23 protein-coding genes and 1 pseudogene are annotated in these 22,289 nt (G+C 39.7%); 3 read left to right on the plus strand and 21 right to left on the minus strand.

The window, feature by feature from the left end; all coding sequences use genetic code 11:
* Positions 1 to 34: 34 nt before the first annotated feature.
* The 9 genes and pseudogenes from AC25Y1_RS11790 to acnA all read right to left on the minus strand — a co-directional run bounded on the left by AC25Y1_RS11790 (position 35) and on the right by acnA (position 10,165).
* Positions 35 to 346, minus strand: coding sequence for a hypothetical protein (locus AC25Y1_RS11790; RefSeq protein WP_488148191.1), 312 nt, complete (start codon positions 344 to 346; stop codon positions 35 to 37).
* Positions 346 to 771, minus strand: coding sequence for an acyl-CoA thioesterase (locus AC25Y1_RS11795; RefSeq protein ID WP_488148192.1), 426 nt, complete (start codon positions 769 to 771; stop codon positions 346 to 348). Before AC25Y1_RS11795 ends, AC25Y1_RS11790 begins: the two co-directional genes overlap by 1 nt.
* 68 nt (positions 772 to 839) lie before the next feature.
* Complete coding sequence (locus AC25Y1_RS11800; protein WP_488148193.1) at positions 840 to 1,190, minus strand: hypothetical protein; 351 nt, start codon at positions 1,188 to 1,190, stop codon at positions 840 to 842.
* A 310-nt stretch (positions 1,191 to 1,500) separates the two neighbouring features.
* Positions 1,501 to 3,111, minus strand: a complete 1,611-nt coding sequence (locus AC25Y1_RS11805) for a nuclease/transposase family protein (protein ID WP_488148194.1) — start codon at positions 3,109 to 3,111, stop codon at positions 1,501 to 1,503.
* 54 nt (positions 3,112 to 3,165) lie between these two features.
* Positions 3,166 to 3,252: pseudogene (locus tag AC25Y1_RS11810) on the minus strand (IS200/IS605 family transposase); the annotation flags it as partial.
* A 202-nt stretch (positions 3,253 to 3,454) separates the two neighbouring features.
* The gene (locus AC25Y1_RS11815) at positions 3,455 to 4,000 is read right to left on the minus strand and encodes a hypothetical protein (protein ID WP_488148195.1); all 546 of its coding nucleotides are present in this window, start codon (positions 3,998 to 4,000) and stop codon (positions 3,455 to 3,457) included.
* The gene (locus AC25Y1_RS11820) at positions 4,000 to 4,686 is read right to left on the minus strand and encodes an ABC transporter ATP-binding protein (protein ID WP_488148196.1); all 687 of its coding nucleotides are present in this window, start codon (positions 4,684 to 4,686) and stop codon (positions 4,000 to 4,002) included. Before AC25Y1_RS11820 ends, AC25Y1_RS11815 begins: the two co-directional genes overlap by 1 nt.
* A gap of 30 nt (positions 4,687 to 4,716) precedes the next feature.
* Positions 4,717 to 7,296: an FtsX-like permease family protein gene (locus tag AC25Y1_RS11825; RefSeq protein WP_488148197.1), complete on the minus strand. Its 2,580-nt coding sequence runs from the start codon at positions 7,294 to 7,296 to the stop codon at positions 4,717 to 4,719.
* A gap of 154 nt (positions 7,297 to 7,450) precedes the next feature.
* A complete protein-coding gene (gene acnA / locus AC25Y1_RS11830) occupies positions 7,451 to 10,165 on the minus strand; it encodes an aconitate hydratase AcnA (protein WP_488148198.1) in 2,715 nt (904 codons plus the stop codon).
* 442 nt (positions 10,166 to 10,607) lie between these two features.
* Here acnA and AC25Y1_RS11835 point away from each other — a divergent pair, with 442 nt between their 5' ends.
* Positions 10,608 to 10,856 carry a GlsB/YeaQ/YmgE family stress response membrane protein gene (locus AC25Y1_RS11835; RefSeq protein WP_488148199.1) on the plus strand — a complete coding sequence of 83 codons (249 nt, stop codon included), beginning with the start codon at positions 10,608 to 10,610 and terminating at the stop codon, positions 10,854 to 10,856.
* 142 nt (positions 10,857 to 10,998) lie between these two features.
* Here AC25Y1_RS11835 and AC25Y1_RS11840 read toward each other — a convergent pair whose 3' ends face one another.
* From AC25Y1_RS11840 to AC25Y1_RS11860, 5 genes are all read right to left on the minus strand, one after another.
* Positions 10,999 to 11,661, minus strand: coding sequence for a lytic transglycosylase domain-containing protein (locus tag AC25Y1_RS11840; protein ID WP_488148200.1), 663 nt, complete (start codon positions 11,659 to 11,661; stop codon positions 10,999 to 11,001).
* 16 nt (positions 11,662 to 11,677) lie between these two features.
* A complete protein-coding gene (locus AC25Y1_RS11845; RefSeq protein ID WP_488148201.1) occupies positions 11,678 to 12,289 on the minus strand; it encodes an SCO family protein in 612 nt (203 codons plus the stop codon).
* A 110-nt stretch (positions 12,290 to 12,399) separates the two neighbouring features.
* Entirely contained in the window at positions 12,400 to 12,528 is a 129-nt protein-coding gene (locus AC25Y1_RS11850; protein WP_488148202.1) for a YvrJ family protein, read from the minus strand.
* Between the two features lie 71 nt (positions 12,529 to 12,599).
* Positions 12,600 to 12,818, minus strand: a complete 219-nt coding sequence (locus tag AC25Y1_RS11855) for a DUF2922 domain-containing protein (RefSeq protein WP_488148203.1) — start codon at positions 12,816 to 12,818, stop codon at positions 12,600 to 12,602.
* A 22-nt stretch (positions 12,819 to 12,840) separates the two neighbouring features.
* Positions 12,841 to 13,059: a DUF1659 domain-containing protein gene (locus tag AC25Y1_RS11860; RefSeq protein WP_488148204.1), complete on the minus strand. Its 219-nt coding sequence runs from the start codon at positions 13,057 to 13,059 to the stop codon at positions 12,841 to 12,843.
* Positions 13,060 to 13,176: 117 nt separating this feature from the next.
* On the opposite strand from AC25Y1_RS11860, the gene AC25Y1_RS11865 reads away from it, so the two are divergent.
* A complete protein-coding gene (locus tag AC25Y1_RS11865; RefSeq protein WP_488148205.1) occupies positions 13,177 to 13,623 on the plus strand; it encodes a DUF2621 family protein in 447 nt (148 codons plus the stop codon).
* A gap of 19 nt (positions 13,624 to 13,642) precedes the next feature.
* On the opposite strand, the gene AC25Y1_RS11870 is transcribed toward AC25Y1_RS11865, so the two are convergent.
* The 5 genes from AC25Y1_RS11870 to AC25Y1_RS11890 all read right to left on the minus strand — a co-directional run bounded on the left by AC25Y1_RS11870 (position 13,643) and on the right by AC25Y1_RS11890 (position 18,976).
* A complete protein-coding gene (locus tag AC25Y1_RS11870; RefSeq protein WP_488148245.1) occupies positions 13,643 to 14,146 on the minus strand; it encodes a CcdC family protein in 504 nt (167 codons plus the stop codon).
* Positions 14,142 to 14,468 carry a thioredoxin family protein gene (locus tag AC25Y1_RS11875; protein WP_488148206.1) on the minus strand — a complete coding sequence of 109 codons (327 nt, stop codon included), beginning with the start codon at positions 14,466 to 14,468 and terminating at the stop codon, positions 14,142 to 14,144. Before AC25Y1_RS11875 ends, AC25Y1_RS11870 begins: the two co-directional genes overlap by 5 nt.
* Before the next feature lie 22 nt (positions 14,469 to 14,490).
* Positions 14,491 to 15,201: a cytochrome c biogenesis CcdA family protein gene (locus AC25Y1_RS11880; protein ID WP_488148207.1), complete on the minus strand. Its 711-nt coding sequence runs from the start codon at positions 15,199 to 15,201 to the stop codon at positions 14,491 to 14,493.
* Positions 15,202 to 15,434: 233 nt separating this feature from the next.
* Positions 15,435 to 17,222 (minus strand): ABC transporter ATP-binding protein, encoded by a 1,788-nt coding sequence (locus AC25Y1_RS11885; RefSeq protein ID WP_488148208.1) that lies wholly within the window; start codon positions 17,220 to 17,222, stop codon positions 15,435 to 15,437.
* On the minus strand, positions 17,222 to 18,976 hold the full coding sequence (locus tag AC25Y1_RS11890) for an ABC transporter ATP-binding protein (RefSeq protein WP_488148209.1): 1,755 nt from the start codon (positions 18,974 to 18,976) through the stop codon (positions 17,222 to 17,224). Before AC25Y1_RS11890 ends, AC25Y1_RS11885 begins: the two co-directional genes overlap by 1 nt.
* A gap of 247 nt (positions 18,977 to 19,223) precedes the next feature.
* On the opposite strand from AC25Y1_RS11890, the gene ilvA reads away from it, so the two are divergent.
* Positions 19,224 to 20,492 (plus strand): threonine ammonia-lyase IlvA, encoded by a 1,269-nt coding sequence (ilvA, locus tag AC25Y1_RS11895; RefSeq protein ID WP_488148210.1) that lies wholly within the window; start codon positions 19,224 to 19,226, stop codon positions 20,490 to 20,492.
* Between the two features lie 175 nt (positions 20,493 to 20,667).
* Here the strand turns inward: ilvA and AC25Y1_RS11900 are convergent, their stop codons facing one another.
* Both AC25Y1_RS11900 and AC25Y1_RS11905 read right to left on the minus strand, forming a co-directional pair.
* Entirely contained in the window at positions 20,668 to 20,763 is a 96-nt protein-coding gene (locus tag AC25Y1_RS11900) for a putative holin-like toxin (RefSeq protein ID WP_488148211.1), read from the minus strand.
* Positions 20,764 to 20,911: 148 nt separating this feature from the next.
* Positions 20,912 to 22,165: a Y-family DNA polymerase gene (locus AC25Y1_RS11905; RefSeq protein WP_488148212.1), complete on the minus strand. Its 1,254-nt coding sequence runs from the start codon at positions 22,163 to 22,165 to the stop codon at positions 20,912 to 20,914.
* Positions 22,166 to 22,289 lie beyond the last annotated feature (124 nt).

A 22,289-nucleotide genomic window follows, 5' to 3' on the forward strand; every position in this document is an offset into this window, starting at 1 on the left:
ATTTATTCACTCAATTTAGTTCTGTTTGAGACAATCAATCTTTTTCTAGTAAACCGAATCGTTCAAGCTGATTGGTCAATCCTTCATTAAGTAAAATATCATGTTCATGTTTACCAAATAAATCAAAATGCGGAAAGTCATCTCGCATATCAATCCACTCTGGTTTCAATCCGTAACGTTTTCCCCATTCGCTCAGTTTTTCTATATCAGCACAACCTGCTTTTGTCACGGTTTTGCATCCCGGAAATCGCTCGTCGATCCAATAATGGGTTAGAAAAGCAATTTCGCCGCTACTAACTGCTTTTTTCCAAGCCATCAGTTCATCTCTTTTAATCCCAAAAGCCATTAGTCTTGTTTCCGGCTAATTTCTTTATATTTCGAATCCCAATCTGGCGCTACTTTTGCAAGAGATACTGGCCGGAATGATTCCTTTTTCACCAGGACGTGTTCCGATGTAGCGGTTGCAGCAATTTTGCCGTCTTCATGGAGAATCTCGTACCCGTATGTCGTCCGCAATCTACCATGCGACTCAATCCACGTTCGAACCATTGCTTTTTGGCCATACTTCATCGACGCTTTATATTGAATGGATAAATCGATGACAGGTGATATAAAACCATCAGCCTCAAGCCCGGCATATGTAAAACCCAAGTCCTCGATAATCTTCGTTCGCCCAATTTCCATCCACACTAAGTAATTCGCATGATAGACAACACCCATTTGGTCCGTCTCCGCGTATCTGATTTCAATTTCCTTTTCGCTAATAAACAAAGCACTCACCTCTATGTCTATTATACAAAAGGAACGCAAAAAAAGCTGTCCAAAAGTGGGATCAGCTTTTATTTCTTTCTACTATTCAACATTTCTTCAGCTTTGGCGACAAGGTCTGTATAACCGAATTCAGTTCCCTTTTCAACAATGAGTTCAAGCGTTTCCGTTCGGTGGGAAGCTAATAATTGTAGATTGGCTAATTCGGACTTCAGTTTATCTTCGTCTTCATTATAATTGGCCAATGCAATAGAAATTTCCATATTGGCTGGGTTTTTCATTGAAGCAAGTTCTTTTTCCAGAATCGGTTCAACGATTTCAGGTTGAAAATCATAAAAGGTGTAGTAATACATGAACAAATAATGATAGAAAAAGATTTCTTCTGTTAAGTTTTCGTTCTCTATTGCAGTTAACGCTTTCAAAATTTGATCCCATCATCTTCATAATAAGCATCGCTTGCAACGATTTCTAACTGACAACTCCCACGGCTAAAGTCATGGGGTTCTTTGGGTTAGTGGAAACTTGCCACCAACATCACAATTCTTAGAGCGACCTTATCAACCTTACGGTTGAGGTTGCCATCCCTACACTGCTGCGATTTCCCAAAGAAGTTCGTGGGGCTAGAACGTATAGTTCGGCGCTACTCCGACTAGCCAATGAAGACCGTTCGTGCGCTTACGACACCCACAAAATTATTAAAGTCGGCTACTTTGTCATTCCGACTGGTCTCTATCAAGCCACAAACCAACCCATTTGCTTGTTACTGTGTTGCCCTAGTCTTGCGATTTCTTGATGATGCAGCGCGACGAAGTTTTGCCACCCTCGGTTGCACAAGTCTACGTCTACGCTATCTAAGGTATCGACGGTGTTTCCGATTAAGAAAGCACTATACAGATCACGTTGGATGCGTTCACCTAGAATATCCTCGTTCCAACGTTCGCTTAATTCCTTCTTGTTGTATTCGCCAGTCATATGATTGAATTGGCTTGCTTTCACTTCAACAGTATTGATTTTCTTGATTTTTCTACCTTGATAGGTTAGTTTTCGGTCAATAATCTCAATAAACATGGCAGGCGCTCGGTTGGCGATCACCTTACCGTAGCGCTTTTTCTTGTTGATTTTCTTGTTGATTTTCCCATTCATTTTGTTGCGTGTTGTCTTCTTGGCTCGCTTTTGAAGTCCTTGTACCCGCATGGTTTCTACACGAATGTCTGAGCCTAGCGAGAGCACATGGTTCGCAAGGATTTCATGCGACTGTTTTCGTTTAACCGCAATCTTCCGGTACAGGTCTTTGCGGATAGCCTTGAATCGAAGATAGCGTTTCGAGAAGAGCCATTTTAATTTCACGCCACGCTTAATCGTTCCGTTTTCATTGTAGTTGGCTGGATTAGTTGCCCGTTTGCTTCTGTCCATTGCCCGCTCAATCTTGCGGAGTGCCTTGCCATCTGCCACGCATCCGGGCGCTAATTCATGAAGCTCAACTGTTTTCTCACTAGAAATAGCGAGCGTACTTGTTCCCAAATCAAGTCCGACACGTTTTGTTTCATCACCAGAAACTTTACGGTTTTTCTTCCATGATTTATCTGGCGGAAAACCCTCTTGTATGAGTTGAGCAAAGTAGCTAATCTCACCACGAATTTCCCTAGCGATAACACGTACATATTTTGTTCGATTACATAATGCTTCATGTGCGTAGTAGTCATTGCACTTGATAATAAGCGGTACTTTAATTGCACCTTTCTTTGGCTGTGAAAAAGGATTTTTCTTTGTGACTCGTGTCTGTCCGCCCCAAAGGATATACCCATCTTCATAGCGCAAACCAGTAGTATTTAATTTGTTTTCGATTGAGAAATCATTCGACCAACGTTTAAAGTTTACTTTACTCGCTTGGTGATAATGGACTTTTTCAACCGCATTGAAAGCTCTTGTTGCGAGTTTTTGCGCTTCAAGCGAGCCGATGTTCTTGGCGAACTTTGCTTGGATTGGTGTGACAAAAGCATGTAGTTGATATTCTGAATAACCGTAGCTTTGTTCGATCGCATGAATTTCAACCGTCAGCCGTTTAAATTCACGCATGATTTCTTTCTCTCCTGCTGTTCGCTTATTCGCCTGCTGAGCTTTGGCAGTTTTATACTTGGTTGAAATTGCTTGTTTTGCTTTTACGGTTATTCGATAAGTCTTGTCCGCAAGGACAGCTTTCAATCGTTTTAGAGCTTCTCCAAGGCAAGAATTGTAGATATTCTTGCCAATACGTGTCTTCTTGCCAAAAATCTTGCGATCATAGGCTGTTGTTTTCATTTCCAGTTCAAGCACATAGCTTGGTGTCGTATCTTTTCTTGCCATTGGGTTTGCCCCCTTCTAACGTTTTCTCTGCATCTCAACATATTGTTCATTAAGAAATATCTTTCTACGGTATCGGGGACAAAATACAAAGTGATTGTTCAGAAGACTCGCGGTCGTCTGGGTTCTTCGATAATCTTCCATATCCATATCATACTATATAGACCATACGTTCGCAACTGCGACATAGATATATAGACAACTAAAAATTGATAGATGTCGGCTTACGACACCTCGCAAGGAGGTGCCTCACACCGAACTCACTATCATCCCACCCCTAAAGGGCTGGGCTTTCTCATTCGTAAGCTCTGTAATATGCGGATTCTTCTAGGTCTGAGGTCGCGAACTATTCTCCCTTATATGGAATCAGTGCCGTAAATTTGTCTACAGTAGCTAGTCTCGTTCGGTCGACTGATTTCTTTTCGCCTGTTTCAAAATCCATGTAAGCGAATTGCTCGTCGGAATACCCATAAAAGATGACTTTCCACGTATTATTACTAACTAGCGAAAATTCAGCATAAACAGGCTTCCCTTTTAGCACAGCTTCTTCTATAACGTTATAATCTGTATATAAAGGTAGAATTGGAGCCTCTTTATACTGAACAAGATTTAGGACATCCAAGACCGACTCCTTGCCATACATTTTTGTTTTACGGACTTTTTGCAAATTGTCATCAGTTAAAGGAGCATCATAGTATTTCATAATTTTGTCTACCGCTTCAAGTATTGGCGAATCGGTAAAACTATTTTCCCCTTCAAACATTTTACCAGGGTTTTTAATTTCGATAAATTCCTCCTTGACTTCCACAACCACATCTTCTTCTGGCTTCGGATTGCAGGCGTTAACGATAAGTAATAATCCCGCGACCAAGAACAACCATTTCCAGCGCATTAAACCGTTGCTATCTTTTGCAATGATTGCTCAACTTTTCCGTCGAGGACACGAATTGTTTCTTCCGCACGTTTAGCAAGGTACGGATCATGTGTAATAAGAACAACAGTAACACCATCTTCTTCATGAACTTTTTCTATCAAGTCTATGATTGCCAAGCCCGTTTCGGAGTCCAAGTTTCCGGTTGGTTCGTCTGCTAGAATGATTTCAGGCTTTGTGACAAGTGCACGTGCAATTGCAACACGTTGTTGTTCCCCGCCTGAGAGCCTTGAAGGTAAATGGTGAAGCCGGTGGGCAAGCCCGACACGCGTTAATGCTTCCTCGGCGTCTTTTTTAATTTGCGCGGATGAAAACATAGTAAGTAGCGGCATCATCACATTTTCAAGTGCCGTTGCAGTTGACAGCAATTGAAATTGTTGAAAAACGTATCCAATTTTTTCAAGCCGAAGTTTCGCTAACGCATTATCTTTCATTTTATGGACAGGTTGTCCGTCTACCCACACTTCTCCTTCGTCAATGGGCTCTAATCCCCCGATTAAATGAAGAAGCGTTGATTTACCCGAACCCGAAGGTCCAGTGATAGATACGTATTTTCCTTTATCAATATCAATCGAAACATCTTTCAATATCTCTGTGTTTTCTGCTCCAGTTTTATAACTCTTTTTTACGGATACAAGTTTAATCATGTTATTATTTCCCCCTTTTGATTTCTTGAATTAAGCAGAATAATGATTGTTTACAATTCCTTTCATTCTCATTGACTGGACAATCGCCATTGAAAAAAGAAGCATTAAAATAGGCGGTGTACTAACGATTGTGATCAACAACCATATTGGCAACCAAATCGCTGAGAAGTAGGTTAATAATGTATAGGCAGCAATTCCCCCAATAATCGATCCCACGACCGCGACCAATAGAACTTCAATGCCCATATAAAGTTGGATTCGCTGCAGAGACCAACCAATCGAACGCAAGATAAAGAACTCTCCACGTCGTTCTGTAATATTCAAATAGAGTAAAAGAAAAACAATTGACACTGTCAGAATGATTCCCGCAACTAAAAATACAGTTTGGAACCCTTTCAAATTAAGGTCTATTGTTTCACCTAAAAAGCTGAGTAATAGAAAATCCGATAAGCTTTTCTGTGTGGCGATGAACAGAATAACCATAAAGGAAGTAAGTGCCAAAATAATCGATAATAAACCAAATCGTAAGGGCCGTCGCATAAGTTGATGCGTTACATAAGTGAATAAACCTTTAATGGAAAAGAATCGCATGAATTTCCACTGCGTTCCTTCTCCTTCAAGCCCGGCACGTGGAGAAAGTTTGAGTGCTTTACGACTTCCAGTAAAATAGCCAATTCCGATTACTGGAAGGATGATTAGAAACACAAACCCTATTTGATGCCAAGCCAATACATCGATTTTTGTATTCGCAATTACAATCGGAATTAACGCCAACAAGCTTAGCGCGATGATTTCAACAATAAGTGACCCGACAATTTTTCCCCGTGACCAGCCAATTGCGCGTAGCATCGCAAACTCTGTAGAACGACGAAGCAAACTATGTGTAATGACCGTATAGCAAAATACGAAACTAACTAAGAGTAAATAGATGAAGAGAACGATATTGGATTTCTCAATTTGTTCTTGGATTGACCAGCTTACTCCTGCTTTTTGCCAACCTTCTTCTAATAGTCCGGGAATTCCAGCTTTGTCGTTCCCTAAATCAACATGTACTTTCGCTGCAGCAGAGCCAAGCATAATCTCAACATGATGGCCTGTTTCATCCATAATTTGTTTTGCAATATCTTCAATTTTCATTTGATTCATCTCTGACCGTTCCGCTACATCTTTGACGGCAATCCTAATCGAGGAGATTGGATCCTCTTTTTTATAAAACACTTTAGCCGCTTCCATCGTCGTTATCGCATCTGGGGCTCCTGTATAATAAGTATCCTTGTACGGTAATGGTAGTAAGTATGTTTCCTGCACAGAATTTCCCGCCCCGTCCTCTAGAATTTTACTGTTTGGTGGCGTGTATATATCGACCGGATCCCCTTTTTTCCAATTTGTCTTAAGAACAGGAACAACCTTTTCGGAGTCGTAAAAATCGATGTAATTATAACCTAGTGGGAACGATCCCGCTTCTTCAACAACTGTTCGAAACCTAGGAATTTCAATCTCCATATCACTGTGATATATATTTGATTTTTCAAATTGCAAAGGTTGGACTATTGGTACAGTATTGTTATCATTTCGAAGATATTTGTATTGAATCGAAGAATACCTAAACAAATCCTCTGCTGATGATACGCCATGTCCCGCGGCAATTGTCTCTTTGTAGGTATTTCCACCAGTCAAATATACCCCTGACAAGTTATATTTCCACTTTTCAGATGTGGTCGGAATTGTAATATTTACAACTTCAGTTTGGGGGAGTTTTTCGAGAACTTCTAAAACTCCATTAGAAAAGTCTACCTCGGAAAGCTCTTTAGGTAATTCAAGTTTCGAAACGATAAAGTTTTCATTCATTAAGGTTTGTTGATTGGCTAATACTACCATTGGGATAATTTTCGCACCAAGAACTTCTGAAGATTCTACTTGGAATTCCGAAAGCTTGTTTCCATTGGCCAAACTATCCGAAAAAGAGAACAGTCGATCCTCCTCAATTGGATCGATTGCTACTAACATGAGCTCATTCGAATACCTAAATGAGCCATTGGGCGGAGCATTACTTTTATAGCCGTCCCGTTCTTCACTAAGTCTTTTTGATAGATCACTGTACGGGGACCCATCATCGGGTGGGCCAGATGTGAATCCATAATCATTTATATAGGAATGGTTGTATAACACATATTCAGCAAGTCCGTCGCTCGCCGTTTTTTTGTCTGTTACTTCATAAAATGCTCCTTGATCGGCTTCCCCATAACTTATCGAAAGCATTTCAGAAGGTATATATCCAATGAGTGACAATGGGGCTGCGATTTCTACCCCAGACATCGCTCTAATTTTTAAAAGATCATCCGTTGATATACCACCATAACTAGCAAGTGTCGAATGTGAAGGAACTAATCCGTCTGATGAAATAGTCACTTCATTTTGTTGATTGGGCAAAACTAATAAATCATAAGGAAAACGCCAGTTTTTTTGTAAGTCGGTCTTAGCTTGGATGACGATTCGATCGGTTAAAGTTTGGGTCCCCATATAACCGAGACCAATCATACTTAAAATAATCATAACGAGTAAATATAAAGGCCATCTTTCTCTTAACGTTGTTTTCAAGTAATATAACATAAGTCAATTCCCCCTTTATCAATCGCGTGAAGACTAAGTTTACTTAAATCATAACATTTACCGCCTAATAAAAGTACATTATTCAAAGTTTTCAGGTTTTTTATTCGAAATAAAAAAGGTGCTCAATTTAATGAGCACCTTTTAGTAAAGTAAATTAGTTACTTTTCATTTTATCACGAAGAACCATTTGCAGGATTCCGCCGTGACGGTAGTAATCTACGTCAACTTCAGAGTCGAAACGTGCAAGGACGTCGAACTCTTTCACTGAACCGTCTTTCGCTGTTGCTGTTACTTTTAGAATGTCACGTGGTTTTACATTTTCAGTAATGTTCACGCTAATTGCTTCTTCACCTGTTAAGCCAAGTGATTCAGCACCTTCACCCTTCATGAATTGAAGCGGAAGAACGCCCATCATGACAAGGTTTGAACGGTGAATACGTTCGTAGCTTTCCGCGATAACTGTTTTAATGCCGAGAAGTGATGTACCTTTCGCAGCCCAGTCACGTGAAGAACCCATTCCGTAGTCTTGACCTGTAATGATTGCAAGACCTGTGCCGTCTTCTTGATACTTCATTGCAGCATCATAGATCGGCATGATTTCTTTTGTCGGCCAGTAAGTTGTATAGCCGCCTTCTGTTCCTTTTGCGATTTGGTTACGAATACGGATATTCGCAAATGTACCGCGCATCATAACTTCGTGGTTACCACGACGTGAACCGTATGAGTTGAAGTAACGTGGATTTACGCCGTTTTCAGTCAAGTATTTACCAGCTGGCGTATCTTTTCCGATTGCGCCTGCAGGTGAAATATGGTCTGTTGTGATTGAGTCACCGAATTTACCGATGACACGAAGTCCTGATAGTTCTTTAATATCTTCTGGTTCTGCTGCAAGGCCTTCGAAGAATGGTGGATTTTGAATATAAGTTGAATTCTCATCGAAATCATACAATGAATCATCTGTCGTTTCGATTGCGTTCCACGCTTCGTTTTCTGTGAAGACGCGTGCATATTCTTTACGGAAGAGTTCAGGAGTTACTGTTGATTTAACAGCTTCTGCAACTTCTTCTGTTGATGGCCAGATGTCTTTGAAGAAGACATCATTGCCGTCTTTATCTTGACCAATTGGATCATTTTGAAGATCGATATCAACTGTTCCAGCAAGTGCATAAGCAACAACTAGTGGCGGTGAAGCCAAGTAGTTCGCTTTTACAAGCGGGTGGATACGTCCTTCAAAGTTACGGTTACCAGAAAGAACTGATGAAAGAAGCATATCATTTTCAATGACAACTTTCTCGATTTCAGGAAGTAATGGTCCTGAGTTTCCGATACATGTCGTACATCCGTATCCAACAAGGTTGAATCCGATTTGCTCCAAATAAGTAAGAAGCCCTGAATCTTGTAAATACCCAGTAACTACTTTTGAACCTGGTGCAAGTGATGTTTTTACGTAAGCTGGTGGTGTAAGTCCTTTTTCAACTGCTTTTTTCGCAACAAGTCCAGCACCTAGCATAACATATGGGTTAGATGTATTTGTACATGATGTGATTGCAGCGATTGCAAGGTCACCAGTTTTAATCTCAACAGAACGTCCGTCTTCGAAGTCGATTGTCGCTTTTTCTGAAAGTTTCTTCGGCGATAAACCAAAGCCTTGGTTTCCTTCTGGAGCAACAACTGCATCGTTAAACTCACGTTGCATGTCTGATAGTGGAATCAAGTCTTGAGGACGTTTCGGTCCAGCAAGGTTCGGTTCAATTATAGAAAGGTCAATTTCAACAACCTCTGTATAAACTGGCTCTTCATTATCAACAGTAAAGAACATATCGTTTTCAACAAGGTATTGTTTTACAACTTGAATTTGTTCTTCTTCGCGACCTGTTAGACGCATGTAGTCAAGTGTTTCTTCGTCTACTGGGAAGAATCCACATGTAGCGCCGTATTCAGGTGCCATGTTGGCAATTGTTGCACGGTCTGCAAGTGGTAGTACCGCAACACCTGGTCCGAAGAACTCAACAAATTTCCCTACAACGCCGTGTGCACGTAGCGTTTGTGTTACTTTTAGTGCAAGGTCTGTTGCAGTTGTGCCGTTTGGAAGATCTCCAACCAATTTAACACCAACAACTTCAGGTAGTGGGAAGTATGATGGTTGGCCAAGCATTCCTGCTTCAGCTTCGATACCACCAACGCCCCATCCAAGAATACCCATACCGTTGATCATCGTCGTATGTGAGTCAGTACCAACAAGTGTATCTGGATACGCTTCGAATGTGCCGTCTTCGTTTTCAATTGCATGAACAACGTTTGCCAAGTACTCAAGGTTAACTTGGTGAACAATTCCTGTTGCAGGCGGAACTGCACGGTAGTTGTCATATGCTTTTTGTGCCCAGCTTAAGAACTGGTAACGTTCAGCGTTACGTTTAAATTCAAGGTCCATGTTTAATTGAAGTGCAGCATCAGTACCGTAGCTATCTACTTGTACAGAGTGGTCAATAACAAGGTCAACCGGAATTTCAGGGTTGATCTTATTTGGATCTCCACCCATTTCAGCCATAGCTGAACGAAGTGATGCTAGGTCGACGACTACAGGAACGCCTGTGAAGTCTTGTAGGATAACGCGTGATGGTTTGAAAGGCACTTCTCCGTTAGGATCAGCTCCAGTTCCCCATTTAGCAAGATTTGATACGTGGTCATCTTTAATGACATACCCATCATGTTGTCTCAGTACGGATTCAAGTAATACTTTAATTGAATAGGGTAGTTTGGAAATGTTTGCAATACCAGCTTCTTCAATTGCTTTTAGACGATAATAATTATATGTTTTACCATCTAGTTCAAATGATGTGCGGCTATTGTGTAAGTTGCTTTTTGCCATTTGAATTCCTCCTTCTAACTACTGAAAAGTCGATAAAAGCGCGTCTTTTCTCTTCCTAATCATATAATAGATTCAAACATAAGTAAAATACAATAACTTTATAGTTTATCATAAGTAAATGTGATGACCTATTACATAAGTCATATCCTACTAAATTATCAACCCTTTCTATTTATATTCCGTGAACTGACAGCATTATTTATATTTACCCTATTTTAATGTAAATGAACATCAAAGTTGTACGACATTTTTTGTTGTTAGGGAGTCGGGTTGTACAATTTGCATACTTGTTCAAGAACTAAGTTAATGGTGAACTTGAAAAATATACGAATACTTTTATTTTTTTTAGAGATGAATGTTTAAAATCCATGAATGAGGTTATACCAACAATAGTTCTAATCATTAATCATTTATTTTTAAATCTAAAGGAGATGAATTACCAATGAGTTTTATTTGGTTTTTAATCATCGGTGGAATCATCGGTTGGTTAGCTGGCGTTATTTTAGGAAAAGATATTCCGGGCGGCATAATTGGTAATATTATTGCTGGTATAATTGGTGCTTGGATAGGTGGTACACTACTCGGTGAGTGGGGTTGGAAAGTTTCCGATTTTTATGTTTTCCCAGCTCTGATCGGAGCAGTAATTCTGGTGTTTATTGTAAGTCTAATATTAAAATCAATGCGAAAGTAAAAAAGATGAACTGTTTATCGAAAAAAGGCGTTTTCTGTTCTAATTAGAACAGAAAACGCCTTTTTTATTTTTTTTCGCTCTCAGTTTCCATTCTCACAACAATGTTCAAAAGCGGACTTTTTCAGTGGCCTCGTTTATCGCTTCATCTTTTTTCGTAGGATGCTTCAATTTCCTGACGGGATTCTTCAAATTTAGTAAAGAACCAAAGCACATCTTCTACGTACTTTTCACTATGATTATAATCAAATATCGCCTTTTCATAGTCACCTGTTGCGGCACCGGTGTCCGCAAGGTAGTTAGCTGCGCTAAACATGGCGTCTTCAATATCGTATGGATCAGCAATTCCGTCCCCATTTGCATCGACGCCGTATCCTCCGTAATGTTCTATCACTTCAGGATTCTTTTTATCATTCTCCGGGATTTCCCCTTTACCAAGGCCAGAACAACCAGGGTACGTCCATCCAACAAACGTGCAAGGCATAAACTGCATATGCCCTTCGGCACCAACCGGCGAAAGTAGTGGGTCCATCGTAGAGAATCTGGTTTCAATTCGATGTTGTGCTGCTAGTAGTGTCCAGGGAATATCATATGCGTCCGCAGCATCCATATAAACAGAAATATACTCTTCTGGAATTTCATCTTGATTATCAAATAGCGTACTAGCAGATTTTCTTAAAAGATCTGAGTTGTTAATACTTGCCCAAATAATTGCTGTAAGAGTAAATACTGTAACCGCTACAGGTATAAAAAGGACAATGAACAATGCTTTCGTTTTAAAAGAGAATCGTTTTTTTTTAAGCTTCATTATCCTATCTCCTCAGCTACGCGCCTTGTTTTATAAGCGCCTTCATATCTTTTACAATATCATCCACGTAATTATCGAAGGGGTTTTCACTGTCCCCTATACCATCGTATAATTTGACGACCAACCCCTCCTGATTGACGAGTGCGAAGCGTGTACCATGCGTCACTTGATCAGAATTCGGATCTGGAATCACGATTTGTGCGAATGATTTTTTTGCGATTTCAGTAATTTCTGCTTGCTTATAACCTGTTAACATTTCCCATTTAGTCTCGTCCATCGGCGCAAACATATCTAAATACCCTTGCAGCACTTCCGGTGTATCCACTGCTGGGTCAACTGTGAAAGAAACAATTTTATAGTCTTCAACCTTTTCTTTAATAAGTTCATCTTGCAGGTTTGCCATATTGACCATCATGGGTCCGCAAACTGAAGTACAATTCGAGAACACAAATTGGGCAAGCCATACTTCCCCTTCTAAGTCTTCAAGTGTCACTTCTTCATTCTGCTGATTTGTAAAAGCGAATGGTTCAATTTTAAGTTTATGATCTGGTTTAAACTCATTCCCGGAGCAAGCACCCAAAATGAGTACACTAATTATAAGTAAAGATGTCTTGAAAAAATTATGCATCGGTTTCTCCCTCACTATCAAATGATGCACTAATCATATCGTAAAAACCCTTCCTGGACAAGCGAAGGGCTGTAATCTGGTGTGGCGAAACACTGACGTTTCTGTGAAGTTTACTTCTTACTATCGGTGACAAGCACATCATGGATCGCTACGAGTTTCGATTCGATTCGGTGCAATAGATAAAAGGATACAATTATCGGAAAGCCGATTTCTTGAACGAGACTAATCCATTGATCCATATGGTCCTCTCCTTTCTTCAATATAATTTAAAAGACCGACCTCGACAAAATTTAGGAGGCCGGCTTCGTTTTTATGCTTCTATTAGTTCTGTAACTGTGCGTTCGACTACCCGTGCACCAATTGCTGATGCGATGAGTGAGTCGTCAACACCAAAGATTCCTGCATTAATCACTTCTTGCATTGCGGCTTCGACTTGGACCTGGGTAAGATCCTCACGCGGTTCATCAACAGTTAACATCATTTTCTTACCATTTGCTGTCTCAAAATTAAGTTGTAATGTTTTGGCCATTTACTTTCTCCTCCTTCTCTAATTAGTTGTTCACTGATGAAGTTTCAACTTTTTCTGCTCCGATAAACGGAAGCGATGACAAATTTGCCAATTCTTCAAGTCCGTTATACAAACTCGTTGCATCAACACCTGCCGCAATATTACGATAAGTTTTCGATTTTCGGATGAGCTTTCCACCCTCCGTCAATCCACCGTCAAAGAAAACACGACCCACTGCATGTTTAAAATCGATTGTCGCCATATTTCTCACCCCCTTTCAACACCTATATAGATGAAAAAAAGGAAAAGGGATACGTTCTCCGTGTCTTTTCCCTAAAATTCTTTTATAATGTAAACTAGTATGGAAGAGGTGAAAGCAATGCTAGAAGGTTGGTTTCTGTGGTTTATCATGTTTTGGGTAATTGTACTTGTTGCGTTGTTTGCAATAGGTGGCTTTTTTATGTTTCGAAAATTTTTAAAAGTATTCCCGAAGGCAGATGGAAAATCAGATTTAGACTGGGAAGAATATTATGTCGATAAATCGATTCATCTATGGAGTGACGACGCAAAGGATATGCTTGAGGAACTGACAAAACCTGTTCCAGAATTGTTTCGTCCCGTTGCTAAGCAAAAAATAGGTGCCAAAATAGGTGAAATTGCGCTTAGTGAAAAAGCGAAGAAAATAGATATGGACCTTATTATTCGCGGGTATATTATTGCGACGCCGCCGCGTGATTATAAGTTTTTACGTAAAAAACTTACTGAATTAGATTTCGACATATCACCGTATGAGCATTTATTTCAAAAAGAAAAAAGTAATACATAAAAAAAGATGTCGGCATGAATTACATGCCGACATCTTTTTTATTGTGTAGCTTTTTATATTTAACTAGCATTGCGACTCGCCAGGGGACAATCATCCCAAAAGCAAGAATCCAGAACATGCCGCCAAGTTCTCCGATATCGATTGTATTACTTAATAATAACTTCCCAATAAGTCGTATGATTAAAAGTCCAAACAAAATGAATACAAAAGCTTTTGATTTTTTGATGAAGATTTCATTATCACGAATTTCAAAATGAGTCGTCCGAATTAAAATAATCGAAAATAACATTCCTACGCCAATAGCTTCCAATATTTGAATTGGTGCAACGCGAAATTCTTCAAATATAAACATGAATGCGCCGGTCGACATAAAAATTGGTGGTAAAATAATCTTCTTAACAGATACGGGTCGTTTTGCTGCTTTTGAACGAACAATCGCCGCCATCGTGCCCATAAAAAGCGCCAAAAACGTTGAACCAATGATTAGGTAAACAGGCGGAATCTTAGTGAAAATGGCTTCAATCAACTTGATTCCTCCATTCCTGAAGTTCAATCAAGCGTTTTTTTAATTCTCTTATTTGTACGAAACGCGCAAATCTAGCGTGTTCTTTTCCATTTTTATATAACAATACGACCGGTGCTGTAAATAAGGATAATTGCCCTGCAATTTCAGGGGTTTCTGCCACATTTACGAGATAAAACGGAACAGAATCCCCTTGGAGTGCAGCAACTTGTGGTAGCAAGCCATCACAGACAGAACAATTATCTGTTTTCACAAAAAGGAGAAGAGAGTTTTGATCCTTTACGATTCTGGTCCAGTCTTCATATGAATTTATCCGTTCCACATTTTCCACTCCATTAGTCAAATCAAAATCCAGTAAAGTCTCCGAAAATTGGTTGAAGTAACGTAATAATATATGTCATGCCATCAAAAAACAATAAAATTCCGACTGCAATCATTACATATCCGCCGATTTTCATAATTAAACCGCTGTACTTTCGAATCGCTACAATTTTTGTAACAAAGAAAGAGAGAACGAAAAATGGAATTGCAAATCCAAGGACGTATGCCAACATATAAAACATACTTGAACCTGGATTAGTACTAGCAAGTGCTATTATCGCACCAATGATTGGTCCCATACAAGGTGTCCACCCTGCTGAAAATCCTAATCCAATTAACATCGTTCCTAAATAACCTGCTGGTCGATTTTTAAACTGAAGTTTCCGTTCCTTCAATAAAAATGTTGGTGTAAATATGCCTGTAATCACTAGACCGAATAATACGATGAATATGGCACCGACTTGTCTTAAAAGCTCCATATTCTGTTTGAAAAATACGCCTAAATATGATGAACCGAATCCCAATGCAACAAAGATGAGTGAGAATCCAATCAGGAAGAATAATGTATGAAGCATACCTGTTTTATTCATCCGCTTGGAATTCGATTGCAAATCATCAAGTGACATTCCGGTAATATATGAAAGAAATGCGGGATATAAAGGCAATGTACATGGTGATAAGAAGCTTAGCAGACCAGCTCCAAAGGCGAAGAATAGATTTAAATCAGTCCCCATTTATTTCCCCCCTAATTTTTTCTACCTCAATCGTAACAAAACTAGTATAGAAATTCGCTGAAAACGACTGTGAAAGCTTTGTGACAAATAATAAAAGCGAATGCTATCTAGCCTCTTTGAGAAGAATTATACTACAATCCTTTTCACTTTCTTCAATAGAGCGCTTTGAAGTTGTTGAATGCATAAAAAAACGACTTACAGGAATCTTGTGGATTCACTGTAAGTCATAATGATTAAATTGCGTCTTCAACTGTACTATTTTGTAATTCGTACATCATATGATAAAGCCCTTTTTGTGCAAGTAACTCTTGATGTGTGCCTCTCTCAACAATTTCGCCTTTGTGCAGAACAAGAATAAGTTCCGCATCTTGAATTGTACTTAATCTGTGAGCAATGGCAATTGTTGTTCGGCCCCTTCTCATCTTCTCCAGGCTTGCTTGAATGGCAACTTCAGTTTCTGTATCAATGTTTGCAGTTGCCTCGTCTAGAACAAGAATTTTTGGATTCGTAGCAATTGTACGCGCAAATGCAACAAGTTGACGTTGCCCACTCGAAAAAGTAGATCCTCTTTCCGTAACTCTTTGAGCGTACTTTCCTGGCAATTTTTCGATGAACTCATTTGCGCGGACAAATTCCGCTGCGCCTCTGACTTCCTCGGGTGTCATTTCTTTATTATGCAAACGAATATTACTTTCAATATCTCCATAAAACATAAAAGGATCCTGTAAGACAAGCCCAGTTTTCTGACGAAGCTCTTCTGTCGGATATTCCTTTAACGAAACACCGTCAATGTAGATATCACCGCGTTCAAATTCATAAAAACGCATAAGTAAGTTGATAATGGAACTCTTACCGCTACCTGTATGGCCAACGAGTGCAACGGTTTCACCAGCATTTGCGGTAAAGGAAATGTTCTTTAAAACGTCCGATTGACCGTCATAAGAAAACGATACGTTACGGAATTCGATTTTTCCATCCCCAATTTCAGCATTTTCCACAATTTTCTGCTCAGGTTCCATATCAGTATCATCCATTAATTTAAACACACGTGATGCAGAAACAATCGCTTGTTGGAAAATCGAAAGTCGTTGCATGACTTGCTGAACAGGTTGGAATAAGCGTCCAATCAGCGTAGTAAACGCATATAAAACACCTACTTCAACTGGACTATCAAGCGAAATAAACCCAAAGTATCCAAGAACGAATACAATAGCCCCTGCATAGAGCAAATCAATTGCTGGGCTAAGTAGAATTCCATCGAATCTAATATTACGCATTCCAGCACGGTAGTGTTTTTCATTAATCTCATCGAACTCTTCTTCTAAGCGTTTTTCTTGTCTAAATGCTTGAACCATGCCCATTCCTGATAAGGATTCAGCGATTTTTGCATTAAGTTGACTTAGTCGCTCACGAAGATCTTGATAGAAGTCTGTACTATAACGTCTATAAATCACAACAATCGCTATAAAGAGCGGCATTAATAACATTGAAATGAAGGCTAACTTCACATCAAGTGAAAATAGCGCAATATAAACACCTAAGAGCATAAATACTGCTTGTAAAAACGTGACAATAACACTTACAAACATTTCTTTAATCGATTCTGTGTCATTGGTTACACGTGACACAATACTTCCAGCAGGTGTTTTATCGAAGTAACGCATCCCAAGTCCATGTACTTTTGAGAATACATCGATTCTCATTTGTTGGATAATTTTCAGAGCAATGTCTTGAAAACGTAACAATTGGAAATAAGATACGACGACCATAAATACCTGAATTCCAATGTAAAGCACAACAATTGTCGTTACTTCACGTTCTGGGAAATTCAATGGTGTCAAATTATTATCAATAAATCGCTGAATAATTAACGGACTGACGATGCCACCTGTAATTGTCATGATGAGTAAAACAAGCGCAATTGTAATACTTACTTTATGCGGGGCAGTGTAACTTAACAGCCTTTTCAGAACCTGCCATTGATCCTTACCTGTCAGTTTAGGTTGTTTTTCTTCGGACATTATACTTCGCCCCCCTGTTCGACCATAACTTCTAATTGTTGAAGATCATACATTTCTTTATATTTCCCATCCTTTGCCAATAGTTCCTCATGTGTACCTGCCTCGGCAATCGTACCTTCATGCATAACGATAATTCTATGCGCATGTTGAATTGCGCTAAGTCGATGTGAAGTAATAATTGTCGTTTCACCTGTACGGTTTTGTTTTAATGCTTCTAAAATGGCTTCTTCCGTTTTTGCATCTACCGCGGATAATGAATCATCCAAAATAAGTAATTCAGGTTTCATAATCAATGCGCGAGCAATAGATACCCGCTGTTGTTGTCCACCTGACAAAGAGACACCACGTTCTCCGACTATGGTTTCATATCCTTCAGTAAATCCGAGAATATCATCATGAATTTGTGCTAACCGAGAAGCCTCATAAATTTTCTCCTTCTCAATCTTAGGATTTGTGAATGCAATATTTTCAGCAATTGTCGTTGAAAACAAGAAGTGATCTTGCGGAACATATCCGATAGACTCTCGTAAACGTTGCTGTTTGTATTTGTTGATTGGATTCCCACCATAAGAAATATTGCCTTTATAACCTTCAAATTCGCGTAGCAATAGTTTAAGAATAGCCGTTTTACCTGAACCGGTTCTTCCGACAATCCCCATCGTTTCCCCTTGATTTAATGTGAAATTCACGTTTTGCAATGCGGGTGTTTCATCCCCAGGGAATGTAAACTCTTCAATATTGAATTGTAAATTCCCTTCTGGTTTTTTATCAATCGCTCCAGGTAAATCAGTGATTTCAGGTGCAATGGAAAGTAATTCTGTAATCCGGCTATAAGAAGCATTTCCGCGTTCAACAATATTGAACAGGAATCCAAATGCAAGCATCGGCCAGACGAGAAGTCCAAGATATGTACTAAATGCAACCATGTCGCCGATAGACATATCTCCAGCGATGATGTACTTTGTACCAAAGTAAAATGATAAAATATATGAGATCGCAAATATTCCTGTAATTGTTGGGTCGAATAATGCATCTATTTTTGCAACACGCATATTCTTACCGACAACGTCTGTTGATTGATCAGTAAAATCTTCAATATCTTCCTTCTGTTGACCAAATGTCTTAATGACTTTAATGCCCGTTATACTTTCTTGTGTTTTGTCATTTAAATTGGAAAAGGCTTCTTGGGCGAAACGGAATCGTTTCCGAAGCAATCTTCCATAATAGCTTGTCAAGAAAATCATGAATGGCAGCGGAATGAGTGCGATTAACGTCAATTTCCAGTTAATCGTAAGGGCCATCGTTAAAATTACAAATCCACCCGTAGAAATGGAATCGACTAACGTTAGAATCCCCATGCCAGCAGTTTGTTGTAAGGCATTAATATCATTTGTCGCATGAGCCATTAAATCACCGACACGCCTTTTTTGATAGAATGACGGAGACATTCTCGTAAAATGATTGAATAACTTTTCACGCATCGTCCGTGATAACAGGACGGCTGATCCGAAAATCATGACACGCCAATAAAAACGCGCGAAATACATAAGAATCCCTGCAATCGCCAAGATAATGAGCCATTTTGTTAGACCAGGAGCTGTCAATTCGTTTAGCGTAATGTCATCGACAATATACCCAATGATTTTTGGCGGCAGCAATTGCAAAATGGAAACAAGGACTAGTGCAGCAATTCCCAAAGCATATTGCTTTTTTCGTTGTTTAAAAAACCAACTCAGTTGTAATAAAACTTTCACATGACTCCCCCTACTTTTCTTTAAAATTGAACCTTTTACTAGTTTAGCAAAATTAGGAACAATATAAAAGCTCCGAGTTCTAAATTATTCGGATTCTGAAATACTTTTATATTTACTTTAAGAATAAACGCTTGTTTCGTTCACAAGTTTTTAAATTTATCGCATTAATATTTGTGAATATTTACACATACTATTTAGTTTCATGCTATTATTAAGAAATGTTTAGTCAATAGCGGAGGGAAAACAAATGACAGTAAAACAACAAGAATCACAAACATTGCATGTAGAAGATATCTTAAAAGCATACCAGCAATTAAAAGATGTGGTTGCACACACACCTTTACAAAAAAATGAGCAGTTGTCCGAAAAATATGGTTGCCATGTGTATATAAAAAGAGAAGATTTGCAGTATGTTCGCTCCTTCAAATTACGCGGCGCTTATTATAAGATGATGAAAGTCGAAAAAGTCGCACGTGAAAAAGGAATCGTTTGTGCGAGTGCTGGTAACCATGCGCAAGGGGTCGCCTATGCCTGTGCACAATTAGGAATCGATGGCAAAATATTCATGCCCCAAACAACGCCCAAGCAAAAAGTAAATCAAGTAAAAATGTTTGGACGTGAACATGTCGAAATTATTTTGACTGGCGATACTTTTGATGACTCGTCCGCCAGCGCAACGGAGTATGCTAATGAGAATGACAGGATTTTCATCCACCCATTCGACGACTTAGATATTATCGCAGGTCAAGGAACAGTCGCTATTGAAATTATGAATGACATAGAAGAACCTATCGATTATGTCTTTTCCAGCATTGGTGGAGGCGGTCTCCTATCAGGACTTAGCACTTACATTAAAAATGTTTCACCAAGTACACAGATGATCGGCGTCGAACCAGCTGGTGCGGCAAGTATGCAAGCGGCATTCGCCAATAAAGGCGTGACAACATTAGAGAATATCGATAAATTTGTTGACGGAGCTGCCGTACAACGTGTCGGGCAACACACTTATGAAATTTGTAAAAAATATGTGACGGACATCGTGCCTGTTCCAGAAGGCAAAGTTTGTTCAACGATTTTAGAATTGTATAATTTGCATGCGATTATTGCTGAACCAGCCGGCGCTCTGCCGATTGCCGCACTCGATTTTTACAAAGAAGAAATTAAAGGGAAATCGATTGTCTGCGTCATTAGCGGCGGGAATAATGATATCGGCCGAATGCAAGAAATCAAAGAAAAGTCATTAATTTATGAAGGACTTCTCTATTATTTCATCGTTAATTTTCCCCAACGTGCCGGAGCACTCCGCCAATTTTTGGACGAAGTACTTGGACCGGATGATGATATTACGACATTCGAATACACGAAGAAGAACAACAAAGAAAGCGGTCCGGGACTTGTCGGCATTGAATTAAAGCACAGCGAGGACTACGCGGAGCTTATTCAGCGAATGAATCAATGGGGCTTTGCTTATAAAGAAATAAACAAAGATAGTACATTATTTGATTTACTCATATAGATACTAGTAATTGCAATACAAATAACTAACACGTATAATATAAGTGAATTAACATACATTAAAAAAGACCGCTTGATGTACCACCATCAAACGGCCTGTCATAGAATAGTATCGCTTCAAAGGCGATCAGCACGAGGCAGTAAACCGCACTCTCACTTAGAGGTTCAGAGGCGGTTTACTTTTTTCTTGAAAAAGTATATGACAACGCAATGACCGTAACAATTAGAGTTGAAAATCCAATTGACATGCTCAATGCTTCAAATGTCGTCATTAGCAACACCTCCTTTCCCTGTTATTCACGCAAAGTCGCGAGAATTAAGGGATTACAGATGCGCCAACCGCCTATGAACACACACTATTCTATTCCTCCTCCATCATACCACACATGCGTTCTTTTTTATTCGAAAATTTCAAAATTCTTACTTAAAATGTCCACCGATAAGTTTTGCTCGTTCTACGGCCGTTCCCGCTTTCGTATAGGAAACCGCGCGGAGTACAGCATTCGAACCGTATTTATTTCTAAGCGAATCGATTGTTTCCCCGAGCTTCCGATTGCGCCACTTGCTCTCATCAAATAAGCTCAGTTGCATGGAATGCTCTTCTTCCAAGTTTGTAAGACTGATGGATAGACGCCGTATTGGACGTCCATCATGAAACTCATCTAGTAATACCGTACAAAGTTGATAAATTTTCATCGTGTCGTTCGTCGCTTCGGCCATTGAACGTGATCGATTAAAACCCCCGCCGAATGCGTGCTTTGAATAACTGGCAGACAAATGGACAGTACGCCCTGCCCTCTTCGCTTCCCTCGCTCGCATCCCAATATCCTCACACATTTCCAAGATAACCGTAAGAATATCTTCTCGTTCGACATAGTCACGGTATAGAACTTGCCCTTTTCCGTAGCTTACTTGCCCTTCGACAAGCAGTGCGCCCATGTCGGATAAGTCGATTCCATGTGCATGGTAATACAGCTGATTCCCCATTACACCGAATTTCTTCTCGAGCCTTTCAAGCGGTGCATGCGCAAGATCGCCAACAGAGAAAAGCCCCATACCGTTGAGCGTTTTTTCTAGGCGACTGCCAATCCCCCACATTCGACTTAGCGGTACGACTGGCCATAACTTTTCCGGCACGTCGTCATACGTCCATTCCGCAATTCCCGTTTTCTTCGCTTCAAGATCGAGCGCTAGTTTGGAAAGAAGTATGTTTGGACCTATCCCAATTGCGGACCGAAGCTCAAATTGACTCATAAGATCTTCGCGTATACGGCGGACTAATTTTTCTGGAGGTCCCCATAAACGTTCTGTCCCAGCTAAGTCAATAAAACTTTCATCGACGCTATATGTGTGAATGGCCTCTTTTGGAACATATCGGTTCAAAAGCCGAGTAATTTCCATCGATACGTCGATAAAGAAGCCCATCTTCGGTTCAATAAGATGAATTGATGGATCATCCGGTATTTCAAACAATCGATTGCCAGTCTTTATCCCGAATTTTTCTTTTAACGGCGGTGATGCAGCGAGGACAACTCCGCCTTTTCGGTCCTTATTTCCGACAATCGCAATAGGCGTCTCCATAACATCAAGCCCTTCCATCACTGCCGCACAACTCGCGTAAAAACTACGCATATCAAGACAAATAATTTTTCGATTCGGTAAATCCTCATACATACTAACACCTCCAAGGAACATGTGTTCTATAATTCAGTATAGCCCATTTTTCCATTGTTAATCAATGAGAAGTTTTTACAATTAAGAAGGGAATTAGAAAAAGCCAACATTTTGCGTCGGCTTT

It is taken from the genome of Sporosarcina sp. Y1009 (assembly GCF_057669865.1).